Annotated in this window: 26 protein-coding genes; 2 read left to right on the forward strand and 24 right to left on the reverse strand. The window is 55.7% G+C overall.

Features of this window, described 5'->3' with window-relative positions; translation table 11 throughout:
- Positions 1-10: 10 nt before the first annotated feature.
- The 10 genes from rpsE to rpmC form a co-directional block, all read right to left on the reverse strand.
- Positions 11-574 carry a 30S ribosomal protein S5 gene (gene rpsE / locus AC2TAD_RS20555; RefSeq protein ID WP_170356677.1) on the reverse strand — a complete coding sequence of 188 codons (564 nt, stop codon included), beginning with the start codon at positions 572-574 and terminating at the stop codon, positions 11-13.
- Positions 575-690: 116 nt separating this feature from the next.
- Positions 691-1,050, reverse strand: a complete 360-nt coding sequence (gene rplR, locus AC2TAD_RS20560) for a 50S ribosomal protein L18 (RefSeq protein ID WP_170356678.1) — start codon at positions 1,048-1,050, stop codon at positions 691-693.
- Between the two features lie 11 nt (positions 1,051-1,061).
- The gene (gene rplF / locus AC2TAD_RS20565) at positions 1,062-1,595 is read right to left on the reverse strand and encodes a 50S ribosomal protein L6 (RefSeq protein ID WP_170531622.1); all 534 of its coding nucleotides are present in this window, start codon (positions 1,593-1,595) and stop codon (positions 1,062-1,064) included.
- Between the two features lie 11 nt (positions 1,596-1,606).
- Positions 1,607-1,999: a 30S ribosomal protein S8 gene (rpsH, locus tag AC2TAD_RS20570; protein WP_068340741.1), complete on the reverse strand. Its 393-nt coding sequence runs from the start codon at positions 1,997-1,999 to the stop codon at positions 1,607-1,609.
- A gap of 13 nt (positions 2,000-2,012) precedes the next feature.
- Complete coding sequence (gene rpsN, locus AC2TAD_RS20575; RefSeq protein ID WP_068340744.1) at positions 2,013-2,318, reverse strand: 30S ribosomal protein S14; 306 nt, start codon at positions 2,316-2,318, stop codon at positions 2,013-2,015.
- Between the two features lie 19 nt (positions 2,319-2,337).
- Complete coding sequence (rplE, locus tag AC2TAD_RS20580; protein ID WP_480870098.1) at positions 2,338-2,898, reverse strand: 50S ribosomal protein L5; 561 nt, start codon at positions 2,896-2,898, stop codon at positions 2,338-2,340.
- Positions 2,891-3,202 carry a 50S ribosomal protein L24 gene (gene rplX, locus AC2TAD_RS20585; RefSeq protein WP_155148683.1) on the reverse strand — a complete coding sequence of 104 codons (312 nt, stop codon included), beginning with the start codon at positions 3,200-3,202 and terminating at the stop codon, positions 2,891-2,893. The genes rplE and rplX overlap by 8 nt, the downstream gene beginning before the upstream one ends.
- 2 nt (positions 3,203-3,204) lie before the next feature.
- On the reverse strand, positions 3,205-3,573 hold the full coding sequence (gene rplN, locus AC2TAD_RS20590; RefSeq protein WP_039523372.1) for a 50S ribosomal protein L14: 369 nt from the start codon (positions 3,571-3,573) through the stop codon (positions 3,205-3,207).
- A gap of 76 nt (positions 3,574-3,649) precedes the next feature.
- A complete protein-coding gene (rpsQ, locus tag AC2TAD_RS20595; protein WP_170356682.1) occupies positions 3,650-3,880 on the reverse strand; it encodes a 30S ribosomal protein S17 in 231 nt (76 codons plus the stop codon).
- A gap of 4 nt (positions 3,881-3,884) precedes the next feature.
- Positions 3,885-4,091, reverse strand: coding sequence for a 50S ribosomal protein L29 (gene rpmC / locus AC2TAD_RS20600; RefSeq protein ID WP_010437082.1), 207 nt, complete (start codon positions 4,089-4,091; stop codon positions 3,885-3,887).
- A 395-nt stretch (positions 4,092-4,486) separates the two neighbouring features.
- Here rpmC and AC2TAD_RS20605 point away from each other — a divergent pair, with 395 nt between their 5' ends.
- Positions 4,487-5,536, forward strand: coding sequence for a cytochrome-c peroxidase (locus AC2TAD_RS20605; protein ID WP_480870101.1), 1,050 nt, complete (start codon positions 4,487-4,489; stop codon positions 5,534-5,536).
- Between the two features lie 419 nt (positions 5,537-5,955).
- Positions 5,956-6,879: a response regulator gene (locus AC2TAD_RS20610; protein ID WP_480870103.1), complete on the forward strand. Its 924-nt coding sequence runs from the start codon at positions 5,956-5,958 to the stop codon at positions 6,877-6,879.
- Positions 6,880-6,903: 24 nt separating this feature from the next.
- Here AC2TAD_RS20610 and AC2TAD_RS20615 read toward each other — a convergent pair whose 3' ends face one another.
- The 14 genes from AC2TAD_RS20615 to AC2TAD_RS20680 all read right to left on the reverse strand — a co-directional run bounded on the left by AC2TAD_RS20615 (position 6,904) and on the right by AC2TAD_RS20680 (position 16,051).
- A complete protein-coding gene (locus AC2TAD_RS20615) occupies positions 6,904-7,524 on the reverse strand; it encodes a 2OG-Fe(II) oxygenase family protein (protein ID WP_480870105.1) in 621 nt (206 codons plus the stop codon).
- A gap of 40 nt (positions 7,525-7,564) precedes the next feature.
- The gene (locus tag AC2TAD_RS20620) at positions 7,565-8,092 is read right to left on the reverse strand and encodes an amino acid synthesis family protein (protein WP_480870107.1); all 528 of its coding nucleotides are present in this window, start codon (positions 8,090-8,092) and stop codon (positions 7,565-7,567) included.
- A gap of 175 nt (positions 8,093-8,267) precedes the next feature.
- Entirely contained in the window at positions 8,268-8,681 is a 414-nt protein-coding gene (gene rplP / locus AC2TAD_RS20625) for a 50S ribosomal protein L16 (RefSeq protein ID WP_058283513.1), read from the reverse strand.
- 12 nt (positions 8,682-8,693) lie between these two features.
- Positions 8,694-9,404, reverse strand: a complete 711-nt coding sequence (rpsC, locus tag AC2TAD_RS20630) for a 30S ribosomal protein S3 (protein WP_170356687.1) — start codon at positions 9,402-9,404, stop codon at positions 8,694-8,696.
- On the reverse strand, positions 9,404-9,784 hold the full coding sequence (gene rplV / locus AC2TAD_RS20635; RefSeq protein WP_039538267.1) for a 50S ribosomal protein L22: 381 nt from the start codon (positions 9,782-9,784) through the stop codon (positions 9,404-9,406). Before rplV ends, rpsC begins: the two co-directional genes overlap by 1 nt.
- Positions 9,785-9,787: 3 nt before the next feature.
- The gene (gene rpsS / locus AC2TAD_RS20640) at positions 9,788-10,066 is read right to left on the reverse strand and encodes a 30S ribosomal protein S19 (protein WP_005980699.1); all 279 of its coding nucleotides are present in this window, start codon (positions 10,064-10,066) and stop codon (positions 9,788-9,790) included.
- A gap of 3 nt (positions 10,067-10,069) precedes the next feature.
- The gene (rplB, locus tag AC2TAD_RS20645) at positions 10,070-10,912 is read right to left on the reverse strand and encodes a 50S ribosomal protein L2 (protein ID WP_170356688.1); all 843 of its coding nucleotides are present in this window, start codon (positions 10,910-10,912) and stop codon (positions 10,070-10,072) included.
- A 276-nt stretch (positions 10,913-11,188) separates the two neighbouring features.
- The gene (locus AC2TAD_RS20650; RefSeq protein ID WP_480870110.1) at positions 11,189-12,118 is read right to left on the reverse strand and encodes a hypothetical protein; all 930 of its coding nucleotides are present in this window, start codon (positions 12,116-12,118) and stop codon (positions 11,189-11,191) included.
- A 208-nt stretch (positions 12,119-12,326) separates the two neighbouring features.
- Entirely contained in the window at positions 12,327-13,361 is a 1,035-nt protein-coding gene (locus AC2TAD_RS20655; protein ID WP_480870112.1) for a fatty acid desaturase, read from the reverse strand.
- Between the two features lie 164 nt (positions 13,362-13,525).
- A complete protein-coding gene (locus tag AC2TAD_RS20660) occupies positions 13,526-13,822 on the reverse strand; it encodes a 50S ribosomal protein L23 (protein ID WP_008757532.1) in 297 nt (98 codons plus the stop codon).
- Complete coding sequence (gene rplD / locus AC2TAD_RS20665) at positions 13,819-14,436, reverse strand: 50S ribosomal protein L4 (RefSeq protein ID WP_008756644.1); 618 nt, start codon at positions 14,434-14,436, stop codon at positions 13,819-13,821. The genes AC2TAD_RS20660 and rplD overlap by 4 nt, the downstream gene beginning before the upstream one ends.
- Complete coding sequence (gene rplC / locus AC2TAD_RS20670; RefSeq protein WP_008758167.1) at positions 14,433-15,158, reverse strand: 50S ribosomal protein L3; 726 nt, start codon at positions 15,156-15,158, stop codon at positions 14,433-14,435. The genes rplD and rplC overlap by 4 nt, the downstream gene beginning before the upstream one ends.
- Positions 15,159-15,176: 18 nt before the next feature.
- Positions 15,177-15,491 (reverse strand): 30S ribosomal protein S10, encoded by a 315-nt coding sequence (rpsJ, locus tag AC2TAD_RS20675; protein WP_008756422.1) that lies wholly within the window; start codon positions 15,489-15,491, stop codon positions 15,177-15,179.
- Positions 15,492-15,871: 380 nt separating this feature from the next.
- On the reverse strand, positions 15,872-16,051 hold the full coding sequence (locus AC2TAD_RS20680) for a hypothetical protein (RefSeq protein WP_480870114.1): 180 nt from the start codon (positions 16,049-16,051) through the stop codon (positions 15,872-15,874).
- Between the last annotated feature and the right edge of the window lie 257 nt (positions 16,052-16,308).

The following is a 16,308-nucleotide window of genomic DNA, read 5'->3' on the forward strand; positions in this document are numbered from 1 at the left end:
ACGCTACTCCTTACGCTTCGGCTTCAGCCGGTGCTTCGTCCCGCTTGGGCAGGATGTCAGCAACTTTTTTGCCACGACGTGCGGCGACCGAACGCGGGCTTTGCTCTTTCTGCAGGCCGTTGATGGTGGCGCGGATCATGTTGTACGGGTTCTGCGAGCCCAGCGACTTGGACACAACGTCCTTAACGCCCAGCATTTCGAACACGGCACGCATCGGACCACCGGCGATGATACCAGTACCTTCAGGTGCGGTGCGCATAACCACTTTACCAGCGCCGTGACGGCCCTCGATATCGTGGTGCAGAGTACGACCTTCGCGCAGTTGCACGCGGATCATCTGACGCTTGGCTTGCTCAGTCGCCTTACGGATGGCCTCAGGTACTTCTTTCGCTTTACCTTTGCCAAAGCCGACGCGGCCTTTCTGATCGCCTACAACCACCAGAGCGGCGAAGCCAAAGCGCTTACCACCTTTTACGGTTTTCGAAACGCGGTTGATTGCGACCAGACGATCTGCAAATTCCGGTGCTTCTTCACGGTCGCGGCCACGGCCCCGACGGTTTTCACGTTCTGCCATTTGGCATCCCTTTTCTCATGTGGCGCATACGGCGCCGTTTTCTTCAATCCAAGTGAGCCCCGACTAACGTCAGGGCCCCCGGATCATCGGGGCAGCCGCCAAGCTGCCCGCAAGTCTTAGATCTTCAGACCACCTTCACGCGCGGCGTCAGCGACTGCCTTCACCTTGCCGTGGAACAGGAAGCCACCACGATCGAAATAGGCCTCTTCGACGCCTGCCTTCTTGGCACGCTCGGCGATGGCCGCACCCACTTTGGTGGCCGCTTCGACGTTGTTCTTGCCAACAACACCCAGATCTTTTTCCAGGGTCGAGGCTGCGGCCAGGGTCACGCCACGAACGTCGTCGATCAGCTGAACGCTGATGTTCTTGTTCGAACGGTGAACCGACAGGCGTACGCGGCCCGCGTTGACTTTGCGAAGTTTGTTCCGAACGCGCAGGCGGCGCTTCAGAAACAGGGTTCTTTTGCTGTTTGCCATTGTCTGCGTCCTTACTTCTTCTTGCCTTCCTTGCGGAAGATGAACTCGCCCTTATAGCGGATGCCCTTGCCTTTATAAGGCTCGGGACGGCGCCATTCGCGGATTTTGGCCGCGACTTCGCCCACCTGCTGCTGGTCGATACCTTCCACAACGATCTCGGTCTGCTTCGGCGCGGTGATGGTGACACCTTCCGGAGCAGTGAAATCAACATCGTGGCTGTAACCCAGGTTCAGCTTCAGGGTATTGCCCTGCATCTGAGCCCGGTAACCAACACCCTGGATCTCCAGCTCTTTTTTGAAGCCTTGGGTCACACCGGTTACCAGGTTGGCAACCATGGTGCGGCTCATGCCCCACTGCTGGCGGGCACGCTTGGACATGCCACGGGGGTCGATCTTGACCACGTTGTCTTCTACCGACAGCGTAACGTCGTCGGTGGCGGTGAAGCTGCGGGTGCCTTTCGGACCTTTCACTTCGATGGTCTGGCCGGACACAGAGGCGGTAACGCCGCTGGGCAGCTCGACCGGTTTTTTACCAATACGAGACATTGCAGACCTCCTTAGAAGACGGTGCAGAGCACTTCGCCGCCAACATTGTTGGAGCGAGCGTTTGCGTCCGACATCACACCTTTCGGAGTGCTGACAATCGACACACCCAGACCCTGACGGACCTGCGGGATGTCATTGACGCCCATGTACACGCGGCGACCGGGCTTCGAGACCCGCTTCAGTTCGCGAATGACAGGGGTGCCTTCGTAGTATTTCAGGCTGATTTCGATGGCCGGATGACCGTTTTCACCGGTCGTCTTTTCATAGCCACGGATGTAACCTTCGTCCGCCAGCACGTCCAGAACCCAACCGCGCAGCTTGGAAGCCGGGGTGGAAACGGTGGACTTGCCGCGCATTTGCGCGTTGCGGATACGGGTGAGCATATCGCCGATAGGATCATTCATATCTATGTCTCCCTTACCAGCTCGATTTCACCATGCCGGGGATCTGACCAGCAGAACCCAGCTCGCGCAGCGCAATACGGCTGACCTTCAGCTTACGGTAGTAAGCGTGGGGACGACCGGTCAGCTGACAGCGGTTGTGCAGACGGGTAGCCGAGCTGTTGCGCGGCAGTTTCGCCAGTTTCAGACGCGCTTTGAAACGCTCTTCCATCGGGCGGCTCTCGTCATTCGCGATTTCTTTCAGCTCGGCACGCTTTGCGGCATATTTGGCCACCAGGCGTTCGCGCTTCTTCTCGCGTTCGATCATTGCTTTTTTAGCCATGTCTCAATCCTCCCGGCGCTTACGCGTTGAACGGCATGTTGAATGCTTTCAACAGGCTCTTCGCTTCAGCGTCGGTTTTCGCTGTGGTGGCAATTACGATATCCAGGCCCCAGACCTCGTCGACCTTGTCGAAGTCGATTTCCGGGAACACGATGTGCTCTTTCATGCCCATGGCAAAGTTGCCCTGGCCATCGAAAGAAGGCTTAACACCGCGGAAGTCACGAACGCGCGGCAGCGCGATGGTGATCAGACGATCCAGGAATTCGTACATCCGGTCACCGCGCAGGGTCACTTTCGCGCCCAGCGGCATGTCTTCACGGACGCGGAAACCCGCGATCGACTTCTTCGCCTTGGTTGCAACGGCCTGTTGACCAGCAATTGCAGTCAGATCTTCGACAGCAGCTTTCGCTTTCTTCGAGTCTTTGACGGCCTCAGCACCACAACCGATGTTCAGAACGATTTTTTCCAGCTTAGGCAGCTGCATGTTGTTCTTATAGCCGAACTCTTCTTTCAGAGCGGCACGGATGGTTTCAACGTACTGAGCTTTCAGACGCGGGGTGTAGGTTGCGTTATCAAGCATCGATCACGTCCCCTGTGGTCTTGGCGAAGCGGACCTTCTTGTCACCTTCCATGCGGAAGCCAACGCGAGTTGCTTTGCCGTTTTTGTCCAGCAGTGCCAGGTTCGACAGCTCGATCGGGTTTGCCTGAGGCAGGCGACCACCTTGCGAGTTCTGGGTCTGGCGGGTGTGGCGGATGGCGATGTTGATGCCATCGACAACAGCTTTACCGGCTTTGGGGTCAACCGAGGAAATGGTTCCCTCTTTGCCCTTGTCCTTGCCGGCCAGCACGACGACCTTGTCGCCTTTGCGGAGTTTAGCAGCCATGATTACAGCACCTCCGGAGCCAGCGAGATGATTTTCATGAAGTTCTTGCCGCGCAGTTCGCGAACAACGGGGCCAAAGATACGGGTACCTATGGGCTCGTTGTTGTTGTTCAGGATGACGGCGGCGTTGCGATCGAAACGGATCGCGGTGCCGTCTTCGCGACGGACTTCCTTGGCGGTGCGTACGACGACGGCCTTACGGACGTCACCTTTCTTTACGCGGCCGCGCGGGATGGCTTCCTTCACCGAGACGACAATGATGTCGCCGACGGAGGCGTATTTACGCTTGGAACCACCCAGGACCTTGATGCACTGAACTCGGCGTGCGCCGGAGTTGTCAGCGACATCCAGATTGGTCTGCATCTGGATCATGTGGTTTCTCCCGACCTGTGGGGGCTGGTCTCGTTAGATCCCCCAGGGTTTCGACAAATGGGAAAATCCCGGAGGCTTACGCTTCCAGAACTTCCCAACGTTTCGTCTTCGATTTCGGCGCGCATTCGATTATGCGTACGGTGTCGCCGACCTTGAAGGCGTTCTTTTCATCGTGAGCCCGGTATTTTTTGGACTTACGGATGGTTTTCTTCAGAACCGGATGTGTAAAGCGGCGCTCTACCTGAACGGTTACAGTCTGTTCGTTGGCGTCGCTGGTCACGGTGCCTTGCAGGATACGCTTGGGCATCTGATTACTCCTCGGATGCCGCAGCAGCGGCCTTTTCGTTCAGAATGGTTTTGACACGGGCGGCATTGCGGCGGGCCGCTTTGATGCCGGCAGTGTTTTCCAGCTGACCGGTTGCCTGTTGAAAGCGCAGGTTAAAGCTTTCTTTCTTCAGGTTGGCCAGTTCCTCGCGGAGCTGGTCCGGGGTCTTGTCACGCAGTTCTTGGGCGTTCATCGCCTTTTTCCTTTGCTCAAAACACCAGAAGGCCCCCTGATAGGGTCACCTTGGACCTGGTGGATGAATGATAGACATACGAATCGCCCGACAACGCCGGGAGATCGCAGGATGCCGCCGTATAAGGGTTTAGGGGATAGGTGGCAAGAGGAAGTTTGAGCTATCGACAGTTGTCAGACTTCGGCGAGTCCTTCAGCCAACTAACACGTCCGGGCTGCCCGAATACCGGCAAACATGCCACCGGTATTTCCCCGTTTCTAAGAGAACATCAGGGTAAATTAGATGAATTCTAAAAATGTGTCGCGCAGCCAATTTAGAATTGATCTAAATCAAAGTGCCTGACTCAAAGTAAACTAAATAGTTCAGCAGGGAGATTACAGTTATTGGAGCTAACAATGAAACTGAAATCCGGCCTCACTCATGCAGCAATGATCGCGGTCCTGGCTACAGGTGCTCAGGCGAATGACTTGCGCAACGAAGCGCTTGATATTTTCGAACCCCTGCCTTCGACCGTACCTGCAGTGAATGATAACCCGATCACTGTTGAAAAGATCGAGTTGGGCAAAGCCTTGTTCTTCGATCCGCGCATGTCCGCATCGGGTGTGTTCTCGTGCAACTCATGCCACAATCTGGCGACCGGCGGGGACGACAACCTTGAAACCTCGATCGGGCACGGCTGGCAACGTGGCCCGCGCAACTCCCCCACTGCCCTGAACTCGGTTTTCAACGAAGCGCAGTTCTGGGATGGGCGCGCCGAAGACTTGGCCGCGCAGGCGAAAGGTCCGGTTCAGGCCGGTGTCGAAATGGCCAACACACCGGATAATCTGGTGCAAACGCTAAATTCGATGCCGCAATATGTGGAGTGGTTCTCTGAATCATTCGAAGGTGAAGAAGACCCGGTAAACTTTGACAATTTTGCCAAGGCCATCGAAGCATTCGAAGCCACCCTTATCACTCCTGCCCCGTTCGACGCCTGGTTGAACGGTGACGACAACGCCATGACCCAAGAGCAGCTGGCCGGTCTGTCCCAATTCATGGACATGGGCTGCGCCGCCTGCCACTCGGGCGTCAATGTCGGCGGCAGCGGGTACTACCCCTTCGGTCTGATCGAAAAACCCGGCGCGGATGTTCTGCCCGTCGGCGATAAAGGCCGCTTTGCCGTGACCGAGACTGTGGACGACGAATATGTGTTCCGCGCGGCACCTTTGCGGAACGTCGCATTGACTGCGCCCTATTTCCACTCAGGCAAAGTATGGGACCTGAAAGTCGCGGTTCAGATCATGGCCGAGTCGCAACTGGGTGAGGAACTGGGCGACAACGAAGCCAACCAGATCGTTGCCCTTCTGGAAAGCCTGACCGGCACTTTGCCTGAAGTAACTTATCCGGTGCTGCCGGCCGAGACGGCGACGACCCCCCGCCCCTCGGGCGAGATCATCGCCGAATAAACACGTAAGGCAGGCCTAACGGCCTGCCTTTTAACCTTAAAGACCAGACGACCCCTGAGCATGCCACCTTGGACATAGCGGATGCATGATAACACCAAGAGACCGCAGTATGCTGCCGCGCAAGGTATTAGCGGATAGCTTGCAAGGGAAAGCTCATTCTCCCACTCACCCCGTCTGTCGCGATGGCGATCTGCATGGCCTTTTCACCCGATAGTGATAAGAAAATCCGCAATGGCAGGTGCTATGCCTGAAATACATCTTTTCAGTTCGGCAATTTTGACGGCACCATCTTAAAGTGACAACACTTTAAGTTGCACTGACTTTCAAAACAGCATTCAGCGTCGCATCCATTTGTGGCCACATAGAACTAACCAAATTTGAGTTCAGCCAAAGACCGCCAACCATACAGGAGGTTTGCAATGAGAGTTCTTTTAGTCGACGACGATATGGACATCTTAAAGGTGCTTTCGCTTGGGCTGGCCTCGAATGGAAGTTTCACTGTAGAGACAGCATCGTCCGCGATTCAGGGCTTGGAAAAAATCGCTCACGCTGACCGTCCGTTTGATTTGTTCCTTCTGGACATTCAAATGCCCAAAATGACCGGGGTCGAGCTATGCCGCCGGATTCGATCTTTGCCTGACTATCGCTATGCGCCGATCATCATGGTCACTGCGATGTCCGACAAGAAACATGTTGACGATGCCTTTGCCGCAGGGGCGACAGATTATGTAAACAAGCCGGTGGACTTCGATGACCTGCAACTACGCATCAAGCACGCATTGCAGTCATCGGCGCGTGTTGAACGACTTGACACGACTTCGCAAAACATGACCAAAGCCGTTGCCCTCAGCGACGCAATAACAATCGACGATGTAGATGGGGTTCTAAAAGTACATTCTTTTGAAAACTACCTGACGCATCTTGGCAGGCTGAAGTTCCGTGCGACCAAGCTGCAAATCCTGACAGTTACAAATATCGCGTCCATCTATGAAAGATGCACATCACAGGAATTTATTGACGAAGTGACCGATATCGCTGAGTGCATCTCAGACGCACTTTGCGATCATGCGCCGATGATCACCTATTTCGGACGGGGAATCTTCGGCATCGCCACTCATGGTCATTACGTTGATTCCATCGTCAACGTTTCAGACAATATCCGCCGTCAGATTTTGGAAACCGGGTTGGTGTTCCGGGACGGCAGCCCCGTGCACGTTGAATTTGACGTCATCGGAATTGGCCGCAAAACGTTTTTGTCGCCCCACACCCAAGTGGCCTTCGTCGACCGTATGATCGGAGAACTGAAGACAGCCGCTCAATCAGATGAGCCCCTTTTTCAATAAGCGTGGGACGTCACGCTTTCGACGTTATTCCCACTTGTAGTTGAAGCTGACGCTGATGCGTTCTTCTTCGGCCATGTTCATTGGCACTTCGTGGCGCAGCCAGCTTTCCCAAAGCAGCACGTCCCCGACTTGCGGCTTCATATAGATGAACGGCTGCAAATCCCGCCGCCCGCCTTTGACCCGCGTTGGCGCGGCCATCATCCGGCCTGAGCGGGGGTCTTCCAGTTTCAGTGCGCTCGCGCCTTCGGGCATAGCCACATAGGTCGTGCCCGAGATCACGCTGTGCGGGTGCAGGTGGCTGGAGTGCATTCCGCCCTCGGGCAGGATGTTGATCCACAGGTCTTCCAGCTTCAGCGCGCCCTCGCCCAGATCGAACTCAAGATCCTTGGCAAAGGCGGCGACGTGCTGGTCTAGCGCAGCGACTAAATCGGCAAAGATCGGAAACCGCCACGGCAAATCGGTCAGCGAGGCGTAACTGGTGTAGCCGGGATAGCCGTTTTCTTCACACCATTCCTGTCCGGCCTCATCATCCTCGGCGATGACAAGGCATGAGCTTTCCAATTCCTGAGCGTCGATCTTCGGATCGAACTCGGAGACGGACGCGCGGTAGAGACGGGTTACGAAGAGTGATTCAATCTGTGCCATGGGCCGGGCATACCCCAGTGTTTTCGGCAAGGCCAGTCGATTAGCCTTTGACGGGCCCTTTGCCACAGCGTGGGATCGGGCGACCGCCATCGGCATAGGCAAGGCACAGAACGATCTCATCCGGTTTAGGTGCGTCCGGGATGTTCAACGTCATCGTGTCGAAATGGTCGAACGACCAAGGGTTGTCCTTGTGCCCCAGCGGCAGATCAATCGCGCAACCCGGCGCGCCCAGCTTAGCGTTCGAAGGGATCACGGCGTCTCCTCCGCCAGCTGCCGCGCGCATGGGCGCGCCAAGCTTGGGATGGATCACCGCCCCGCCCTGTTCAAGATCGCCGTTTATGCCGATGATCGCTGCCTTGCCGTAGGATACCGGAGCACCGTCTAGTTGGGATATCGCTTCGGAAGCGAGGTCCGGGCCAAGAAGCGCACCAATCTCAAACAACTCTGAAAGGTCATCCGCCTGACAGCTGGCCAGAGGGTTCGTGAACACCGCCAGCGCAGCAACCCGGCTGATCGGATCGCAGGGCTGGCCCAACTGATCGGTGGTTATGATTTCCTTGACGAACATTTTTTTGCGCAACTGAACCACAGGGCCCTCCCATTTCTACCGGGCAGCCTAGGGGCGCAGTGAGACGAGGTCGACGGTTTTTGCGGCCCTTAATTTCACAAGCGCAACAGAAAACCCCCGTCGGTTTCCCGACGAGGGTCAATCTTGTCACGAACAGGGCCTAAGCCCCGATCGCTTACCAGTCTTCGCGAACCACGACGCGGGTCTTGATCGGCAGCTTCATCGCAGCCAGGCGCAGGGCCTCGCGGGCGATGTCGTCATTGACGCCGTCGATCTCGAACATCACGCGGCCGGGCTTGACTTTGCATGCCCAGCGGTCGACCGAACCTTTACCTTTACCCATACGAACTTCGATCGGCTTTGCAGTGACCGGAGTGTCGGGGAAGATGCGGATCCAAACACGACCCTGACGCTTCATGTGACGCGTCATGGCACGACGTGCAGCTTCGATCTGGCGTGCAGTTACACGCTCAGGCTCAAGAGCTTTCAGGCCGTAGGTGCCAAAGTTCAGATCAGAGCCGCCTTTGGCGAGACCCTTGATCCGGCCTTTGTGCATCTTGCGGAATTTAGTACGCTTTGGTTGAAGCATATCTTTCCCTCCTTAGCGACGACCGCCACCAGCACCACGAGGTGCAGGGCCGTCCTGGAGTTCCTGTGCTTTACGGTCACGTGCCTGCGGATCGTGCTCCATGATCTCACCTTTGAAGATCCAGACCTTGATCCCGATGATCCCGTAGGGGGTCATCGCTTCGGCATGTGCGTAATCGATGTCGGCACGCAGAGTGTGCAGAGGCACGCGGCCTTCGCGGTACCACTCGGTCCGTGCGATTTCAGCGCCGCCCAGACGACCAGCGACGTTCACCCGGATACCCAGGGCGCCCATGCGCATGGCATTCTGAACCGACCGCTTCATTGCGCGACGGAACGAAACACGACGTTCCAGCTGCTGAGCGATGGACTCGGCAACCAGCTGCGCGTCAAGCTCGGGCTTGCGCACTTCGACGATGTTCAGGTGCAGTTCGCTGTCTGTCATCAGGGCGATCTTCTTGCGCAGAACTTCAATGTCCGCGCCTTTCTTGCCGATGATGACACCCGGACGTGCTGTGTGGATCGTAACGCGGCACTTTTTGTGCGGACGTTCGATGATCACACGGGCGATACCGGCCTGCTTGCACTCTTTGTTGATGAACTCACGGATCTTGAGGTCTTCGAGCAGAAGATCACCGTAGTCCTTGGTGTCGGCGTACCAGCGGCTGTCCCAGGTGCGGTTGACCTGCAGGCGCATGCCGATCGGATTTACTTTATGACCCATTAGGCTTGCTCCTCAACTTGACGCACCTTGATGGTGATCTCCGAGAACGGCTTCATGATCTTGCCGAAACGACCACGGGCACGCGGACGACCGCGCTTCATGACCAGGTTCTTGCCAACCCATGCTTCTGCGACGATCAGCTCGTCAACGTCCAGGTTGTGGTTGTTTTCGGCATTCGCGATTGCGGATTGCAGGCACTTCTTGACGTCCTGCGCGACACGCTTGTTCGAGAAAGTCAGGTCGGTCAGAGCCTTCTCAACTTTCTTGCCGCGGATCATTTGCGCAACCAGGTTCAGTTTCTGCGGGCTGGTGCGAAGCATGCGGGTTTTCGCCATTGCTTCGTTTTCAGCCACGCGGCGGGGGTTCTTTTCCTTGCCCATGACTTACTTCCGCTTCGCTTTTTTGTCTGCGGCGTGGCCATAATAGGTACGGGTCGGCGAGTATTCACCGAACTTCTGACCGATCATGTCTTCCGAGACGTTGACGGGGATATGCTTCTGGCCGTTGTACACACCAAAGGTCAGACCCACGAACTGGGGCAGAATGGTGGAACGACGCGACCAGATTTTGATGACTTCGTTGCGGCCCGACTCGCGCGCTGCTTCGGCTTTTTTCAGCACGTAAGCATCGACGAAAGGACCCTTCCAAACAGAGCGAGACATGGATTAACGTCCCTTCTTCTTGGCGTGCCGCGAGCGGATGATCAGCTTCTGGGACGCTTTGTTCTTGTTGCGGGTACGCTTACCCTTGGTGTCCTTACCCCAAGGTGTAACCGGTGTACGGCCACCCGAGGTACGACCTTCACCACCACCGTGCGGGTGATCGATCGGGTTCATTGCAACACCACGAACCGACGGACGCACGCCTTTGTGGCGCATACGACCGGCTTTACCGAGGTTTTGGTTGCTGTTGTCGGGGTTGGACACGGCACCAACGGTGGCCATGCATTCCTGACGGACCATGCGCAGCTCGCCCGAGCTCAGACGGATCTGAGCGTAGCCGCCATCGCGACCAACGAACTGAGCGTAAGTACCGGCCGCACGTGCGATCTGACCGCCTTTACCAGGCTTCATCTCGATGTTGTGGACGATGGTACCAATGGGCATGCCCGAGAACGGCATTGCGTTGCCCGGCTTGATGTCAGCTTTCGCCGACGCAATGACTTTGTCACCAACAGCCAGACGCTGCGGAGCCAGGATATATGCCTGCTCGCCGTCTTCGTATTTTACCAGTGCGATGAATGCGGTCCGGTTCGGGTCATATTCGATCCGCTCGACGGTTGCCGCGACATCAAATTTGTTCCGTTTGAAGTCAACGATCCGGTAGAGACGCTTTGCGCCACCGCCGCGGCGGCGTGAAGTGATCCGTCCGGTGTTGTTCCGGCCGCCCGATTTGGTCAAACCCTCTGTGAGAGACTTGACCGGACGTCCTTTCCAAAGCTCCGAACGGTCGATCAGCACCAGCCCGCGCTGGCCCGGCGTCGTCGGCTTGTACGACTTGAGTGCCATGCTTTCTGTCTTCCGTTTAGCAAGTGCAGGGAGTTTCCCCGCTATGTGATAGGCCCCCGTAGGTGCCAAGGGTATAGGGCCCCGAAGGTCCCCGGTTACAAATATCAGAGGCCCCGGAACGAATCCGAGGCCGCAAGATTGGGAGCGTGTAACAGGGTTGGGGGTGGGTGTCTATAGGGCCTCAAGACTTCTTTTTATTGGAGCTTTCTAATGGCCCAATCCTATCGAAGTGATACATGGCCCTAACCGGTGTTAACGCAAATTTTCTGGCAGTAGCTAATCACCATCTGTGGTTCTGCTGAGTAGGGCGAACTTTTCTTCTGCCACTTGAACAAATTCAGCGCGTTGTTCAGCAATTGATGAAGAAAGCCTATTCGCATCAACTATGGCTTTTTCAATATATGCTGGCATATCCATTTCGTCATGAATCGAAGGATCAAAAATCCCTTCTAGTTCGTGGTTGGCCTGGAGCCTGCCAGAATTTTCTGCCAACAGTGCACGCAACTCTTGAAGCTCACTCAGCAATTTCGGAAATTGATCACACAAAGGCTCAACAAGAAATTTCCTTTCCGGCACGTCCCACTCAAAGCACATATTGTCTAATTTTTCCGACAGTACCGACTGCCATGTGTTTCCAAAATTGTGATTTTTGATGAACATCGCCAGCCCCGTGGAACTACCAAAATCGCCCAAGAATTTCTGATATAAATCAAAGTCTCGCGACAACTTTGCTCTGCCTACTTCTCTTTGGTGTTTTGCATCCAAAATACCTGGCAAATCCTCCAGAAAGTGAGCTAACAAACTGTAAAGTAGCGCTAAGCATATAAGGATCACTCCAAACACGCCGCTCTGGTCTTGCCCATCATACGCTGGGATTGATTGATTGAAAAAGTGCGCTACCAAAGCACTCAGCAGCCACTGGATTAATCCTTGAAAAAAATATGAATCCAGCAATATCGCTGACCCAATACCAATAACCCAACGAACAATCTTTTTATGAAATGGCGGGAAAAGGTAGTTGATTAACCATTTGACCAACTTCTTTCCCTCATCGAAAAGCTCTTCCACACTTGGGATCACTTTGTAGATCTTTCTTAGTTTGGAACATTTTTTGATTGTTGCGCTACTTTTTAGCTCCCGCTCGAATTGAAACGGATAATCAAAACCCGAAATCATAACAACCCCGCTTTCCACTTGTTCGTCCAAGCCCGGAATCACGGCCGAAGGCCGCCGCGCCAGCGACTGCCGGTCCCGGCGGGCTGGCGCTTTGGGGGCATTTGCGCCTCGCTAAAAGTTCGGATGTATTTGGCACCGTAAAGCGCCCTGATCGGCCGTTGCAGTGCCATCCCACGGGCAGTCTTCCGCGCGTGTCATAGCTTTGTATGGGTAAGTCAGGTCAGAAGCGACTTGCCCCTTACCCATAAAGCGCCCGCGCCTCGGCGAAGGACAACAGGCGACGGCTCTTTTCGTCCCACAAGTGCAACCGCGCATTGGCGAGGCTTTCGCGGATGGTCATCCGGTTGCTGTTGGCCAGCTCATCATGATCGCGCAACACTTCGGTCAAGCGATAGAATGGAATGCGACTGTACAGATGGTGCACATGGTGGATGCCGATATTGGCGCTGAACCACTGCAATACGGTTGGCAGAATGTAGTGCGAACTGCCGTGCAGGGCGGCCTCGTGCAATTGCCAGTCCTTGTCGGGATCCCACTGTGTCTCTTCGAACTGGTGCTGCACGTAAAACAGCCAGACACCCGCTGTCGCGGCCAGCATGGTCGTTGGCAGGAAGATCAGCAGCAACGGCATCACACCGCCGAAATAGTATATGGCCAGCAGAGCCAGAAGGATTGCCAGATTGGTGGCCATGGCACTGATCCAGAATTTCAGGAGACCCGTTAGGCCAAGCGGCAGGCGGTTCTGCAACAGAAACAGGTAGCCGGGCCCTAAGCCAAACAAGGTGACCGGGTGGCGGTAGACCCGATACCAAAACCGGTTCAAAGGCGTCAAAGCCAGATACTCTGCCACGGTCAGAGTGTGAATATCGCCCATCCCGCGCTTGTCCAGATTACCCGCGCTGTTGTGATGCGTAGAATGCGTACGGCGCCAGACATCATAAGGCGTCAGGGTAAGCACGCCGATCACCCGACCGGTCCAATCGCTGAGCATCCGGTTGCTGAAGAACGCCCCGTGTCCACAATCATGCTGGATCGCAAACAGACGCAGCAGAAAGGCTGCGTTGAGAACTGCAATGGCAAAAGCCAGCCAGTAGCTGATCGACATTGACATCCACGACAGCGCCCATAAGGCAATAAATGGCACGATGCTGACGCCAAGCTCGAACGCGCTACGCAACTGGTTCGGCTCTCGGTATTTGGCCAGTGTAGACACCCAATCCCGCGCTGCGGTCACTTGCGGATTGCCCGGGTTCGGTTTGATGGAATGTGTCATGCGCCTGCCGTGTTTTCTAACTTCAACCGGATAACCTTCTGACCCGGCGTCGCAAGCGATTTATGCAATTGGCCTTTTAATCCGAGGTCAAATTTGTGTCACCGCCATAGTAAAAAACCCCCGCTTTCGCGGGGGTCTTCCATTCTTTCCATGGACCGTTCCGATCAGAGACCGGTGGACACGTCGATGGTGTTACCCTCTTCCAAGGTCACATAAGCTTTTTTGACGTCTTTCCGACGACCCAGCTGGCCGCGGAACCGCTTGACCTTGCCTTTGGTCACGGTGGTGTTCACCGCTTTGACCTTCACACCAAACAGCGCCTCAACGGCCTCTTTGATCTGCGGCTTGTTGCTGTCGATCGCCACTTCAAAGACAACCGCGCCGTTCTCGGACGCCATGGTCGACTTCTCAGTAATGATCGGCTTGCGGATCACGTCGTAGTGTTCTGCCTTCGCGCTCATTTCAGACGAGCCTCCAGTGCTTCGACAGCCGCTTTGGTGAGCACCAGAGTGTCACGCTTGAGGATGTCATAGACGTTTGCGCCCATCGACGGCAGGATATCCAGACCTTCGATGTTCTTGGACGCTTTCAGGAACCCTTCGTTCACGGTCGCGCCATCGATGACCAGAGCACGTTTCCAGCCCAGGTTTGCAACCTGTTTGGCCAGAGCGGCGGTCTTGCCTTCGGCTTCGGCGTTCTCGATCACAACCAGTTCACCTGCTTTGGCTTTAGCCGACAGAGCGTGGCGCAAGCCAAGCTTACGGAACTTCTTGGGCAGGTCGTGGCCGTGCGAGCGTACGACGGGGCCTTTGTAGATACCACCACCACGGAAGATCGGCGCGTTGCGGTCACCATGGCGTGCGCCACCGGTGCCCTTCTGGCGATAGATCTTCTTGGTCGAGTAGCTGGTTTCCGAGCGGGTCTTGACCTTGTGGGTGCCGGCCTGCGCGTTGTTGCGCTGCCAACGGACCACGCGGTGCAGGATGTCCGCACGCGGCTCGAGACCGAACAGATCGGCGTTCAGCTCGATGTCGCCGGCTTTGCCGCCGTCCAGTTTGATTACATCAAGTTTCATGCTTCACCACCTTCCGCGGGAGCTTCTTCCGCAGGTGCTTCGGTTGCAGCCGATTTCACAGCAGCCGGGAAAGGCAGGCCTTCCGGTGCTTTCTTCTTCACGGCGTCCTTGACGGTGACCCAGCCCGATTTCGGTCCGGGAACGGCGCCTTTGATGAAGACCAGGTTCCGGTCGGCGTCGGTTTTGACGACCTCCAGGTTCTGGGTGGTAACACGGGCAGCACCCATGTGACCGGCCATCTTCTTGCCTTTGAAAACCTTGCCCGGATCCTGACACTGACCGGTCGAACCGTGCGAACGGTGGCTGATCGAAACACCGTGCGAGGCGCGCAGACCACCAAAGTTCCAGCGCTTCATCGCACCGGCAAAGCCTTTACCGATCGAGGTGCCCGAAACGTCAACTTTCTGACCTTCCAGGAAGTGTTCTGCCGAAATCTCGGCGCCCACATCAATCAGACCATCTTCGGAGACGCGGAACTCGGCCAGCTTACGCTTGGGCTCAACCTTCGCAGCGGCATAGTGACCGCGCATGGCTTTCGAGGTGCGTTTTGCCTTGGCAGCACCGGCGCCCAGCTGAACGGCGGTGTAGCCGTCTTTGTCAGCGGTACGCTGTGCAACAACCTGCAGGTTGTCCAGGTGAAGAACGGTCACAGGGATCTGCTTGCCGTCTTCCATGAACAGGCGGGTCATGCCAACTTTCTTTGCGATAATACCAGAGCGCATAATCTATACCCTCCGATCTTACGACTGCAGCTTGATCTCGACGTCCACACCAGCAGCGAGGTCGAGCTTCATCAGCGCGTCAACGGTCTGGGGGGTCGGATCAACGATGTCGAGCAGACGCTTGTGCGTGCGGATCTCGAACTGGTCGCGGGATTTCTTGTCAACGTGAGGGCCACGGAGAACCGTGAACTTCTCAATCTTGTTCGGCAGCGGGATCGGGCCGCGCACGTTCGCGCCGGTCCGCTTGGCAGTGTTGACGATCTCTTGCGTGCTGGCATCCAGAACGCGATAGTCAAATGCCTTCAGCCGAATACGGATGTTTTGGCTTTGCATAGATACAGCCTTTTATCAGGCGTTGAGGTTGAGAGGAGGACAGACGCGCATCGCCAACCCTCTTCGAACCCAAAAGGCGGGAATCACCCCGCCTTGATGTTCTTATCGAGAACTCGCGCGTATTAGTTGGGTTGGTGGGGTTTGGCAAGGGGTTTGTTGGCCTTGTTGGACCTAAAAGGGCGACAGGAGCCGGCGCCAAAAACCAGTCTTTAGATTGAACTTGGCAACGATAGTGCGCAGCAGGACTACGAATGAGCTAAACAGCCCGCGCGCGACAATCATTGAGCCTAAGAAAACCAAAATGACACTTGATGGATTTCACCCCACGCAACGACCAGCACGAAGCTTGACGGTAGTTATTTTAGCCGCGCGTTTACGCGTCAGGCTCTGTTAGGCAACTCCGCAAGCGTGACTTTGAACCGCTTACGCTCGCGGCAAAAGTCGCTGTTATCACATTCGATTTCCTGATCGTCGTCTCCAAGTATGGCGGCGCGCATGTCCTCCAAATCCTTGCTGTGAAGGATTTGCGTTCCATAGTTCAAGAATTCAAAACCAAACATGATTTCCTCCTGGTTACTTCAGCGGTTCGCTAGATACGCGCCCCACTTTTTGTTTCATTTCACATGTGGGTTTCCTGTCTTTGCGTGAGGTGGACAAAGGATTAAGAAGCCTCAATCCGCTTCAGTTCTTGGGCGACGGCGGGCCTAATAAGCATTTGCTCCCTTCGAACACATTCAGATTCACCTAGGAAGTGCCTGGCACAACGAAAAAGGCCGCCCCTGTGGAACGGCCTTCTTTAGTGCAACGTTTAGGCCCG

It is taken from the genome of Ruegeria sp. HKCCD7628 (genome assembly GCF_057221005.1).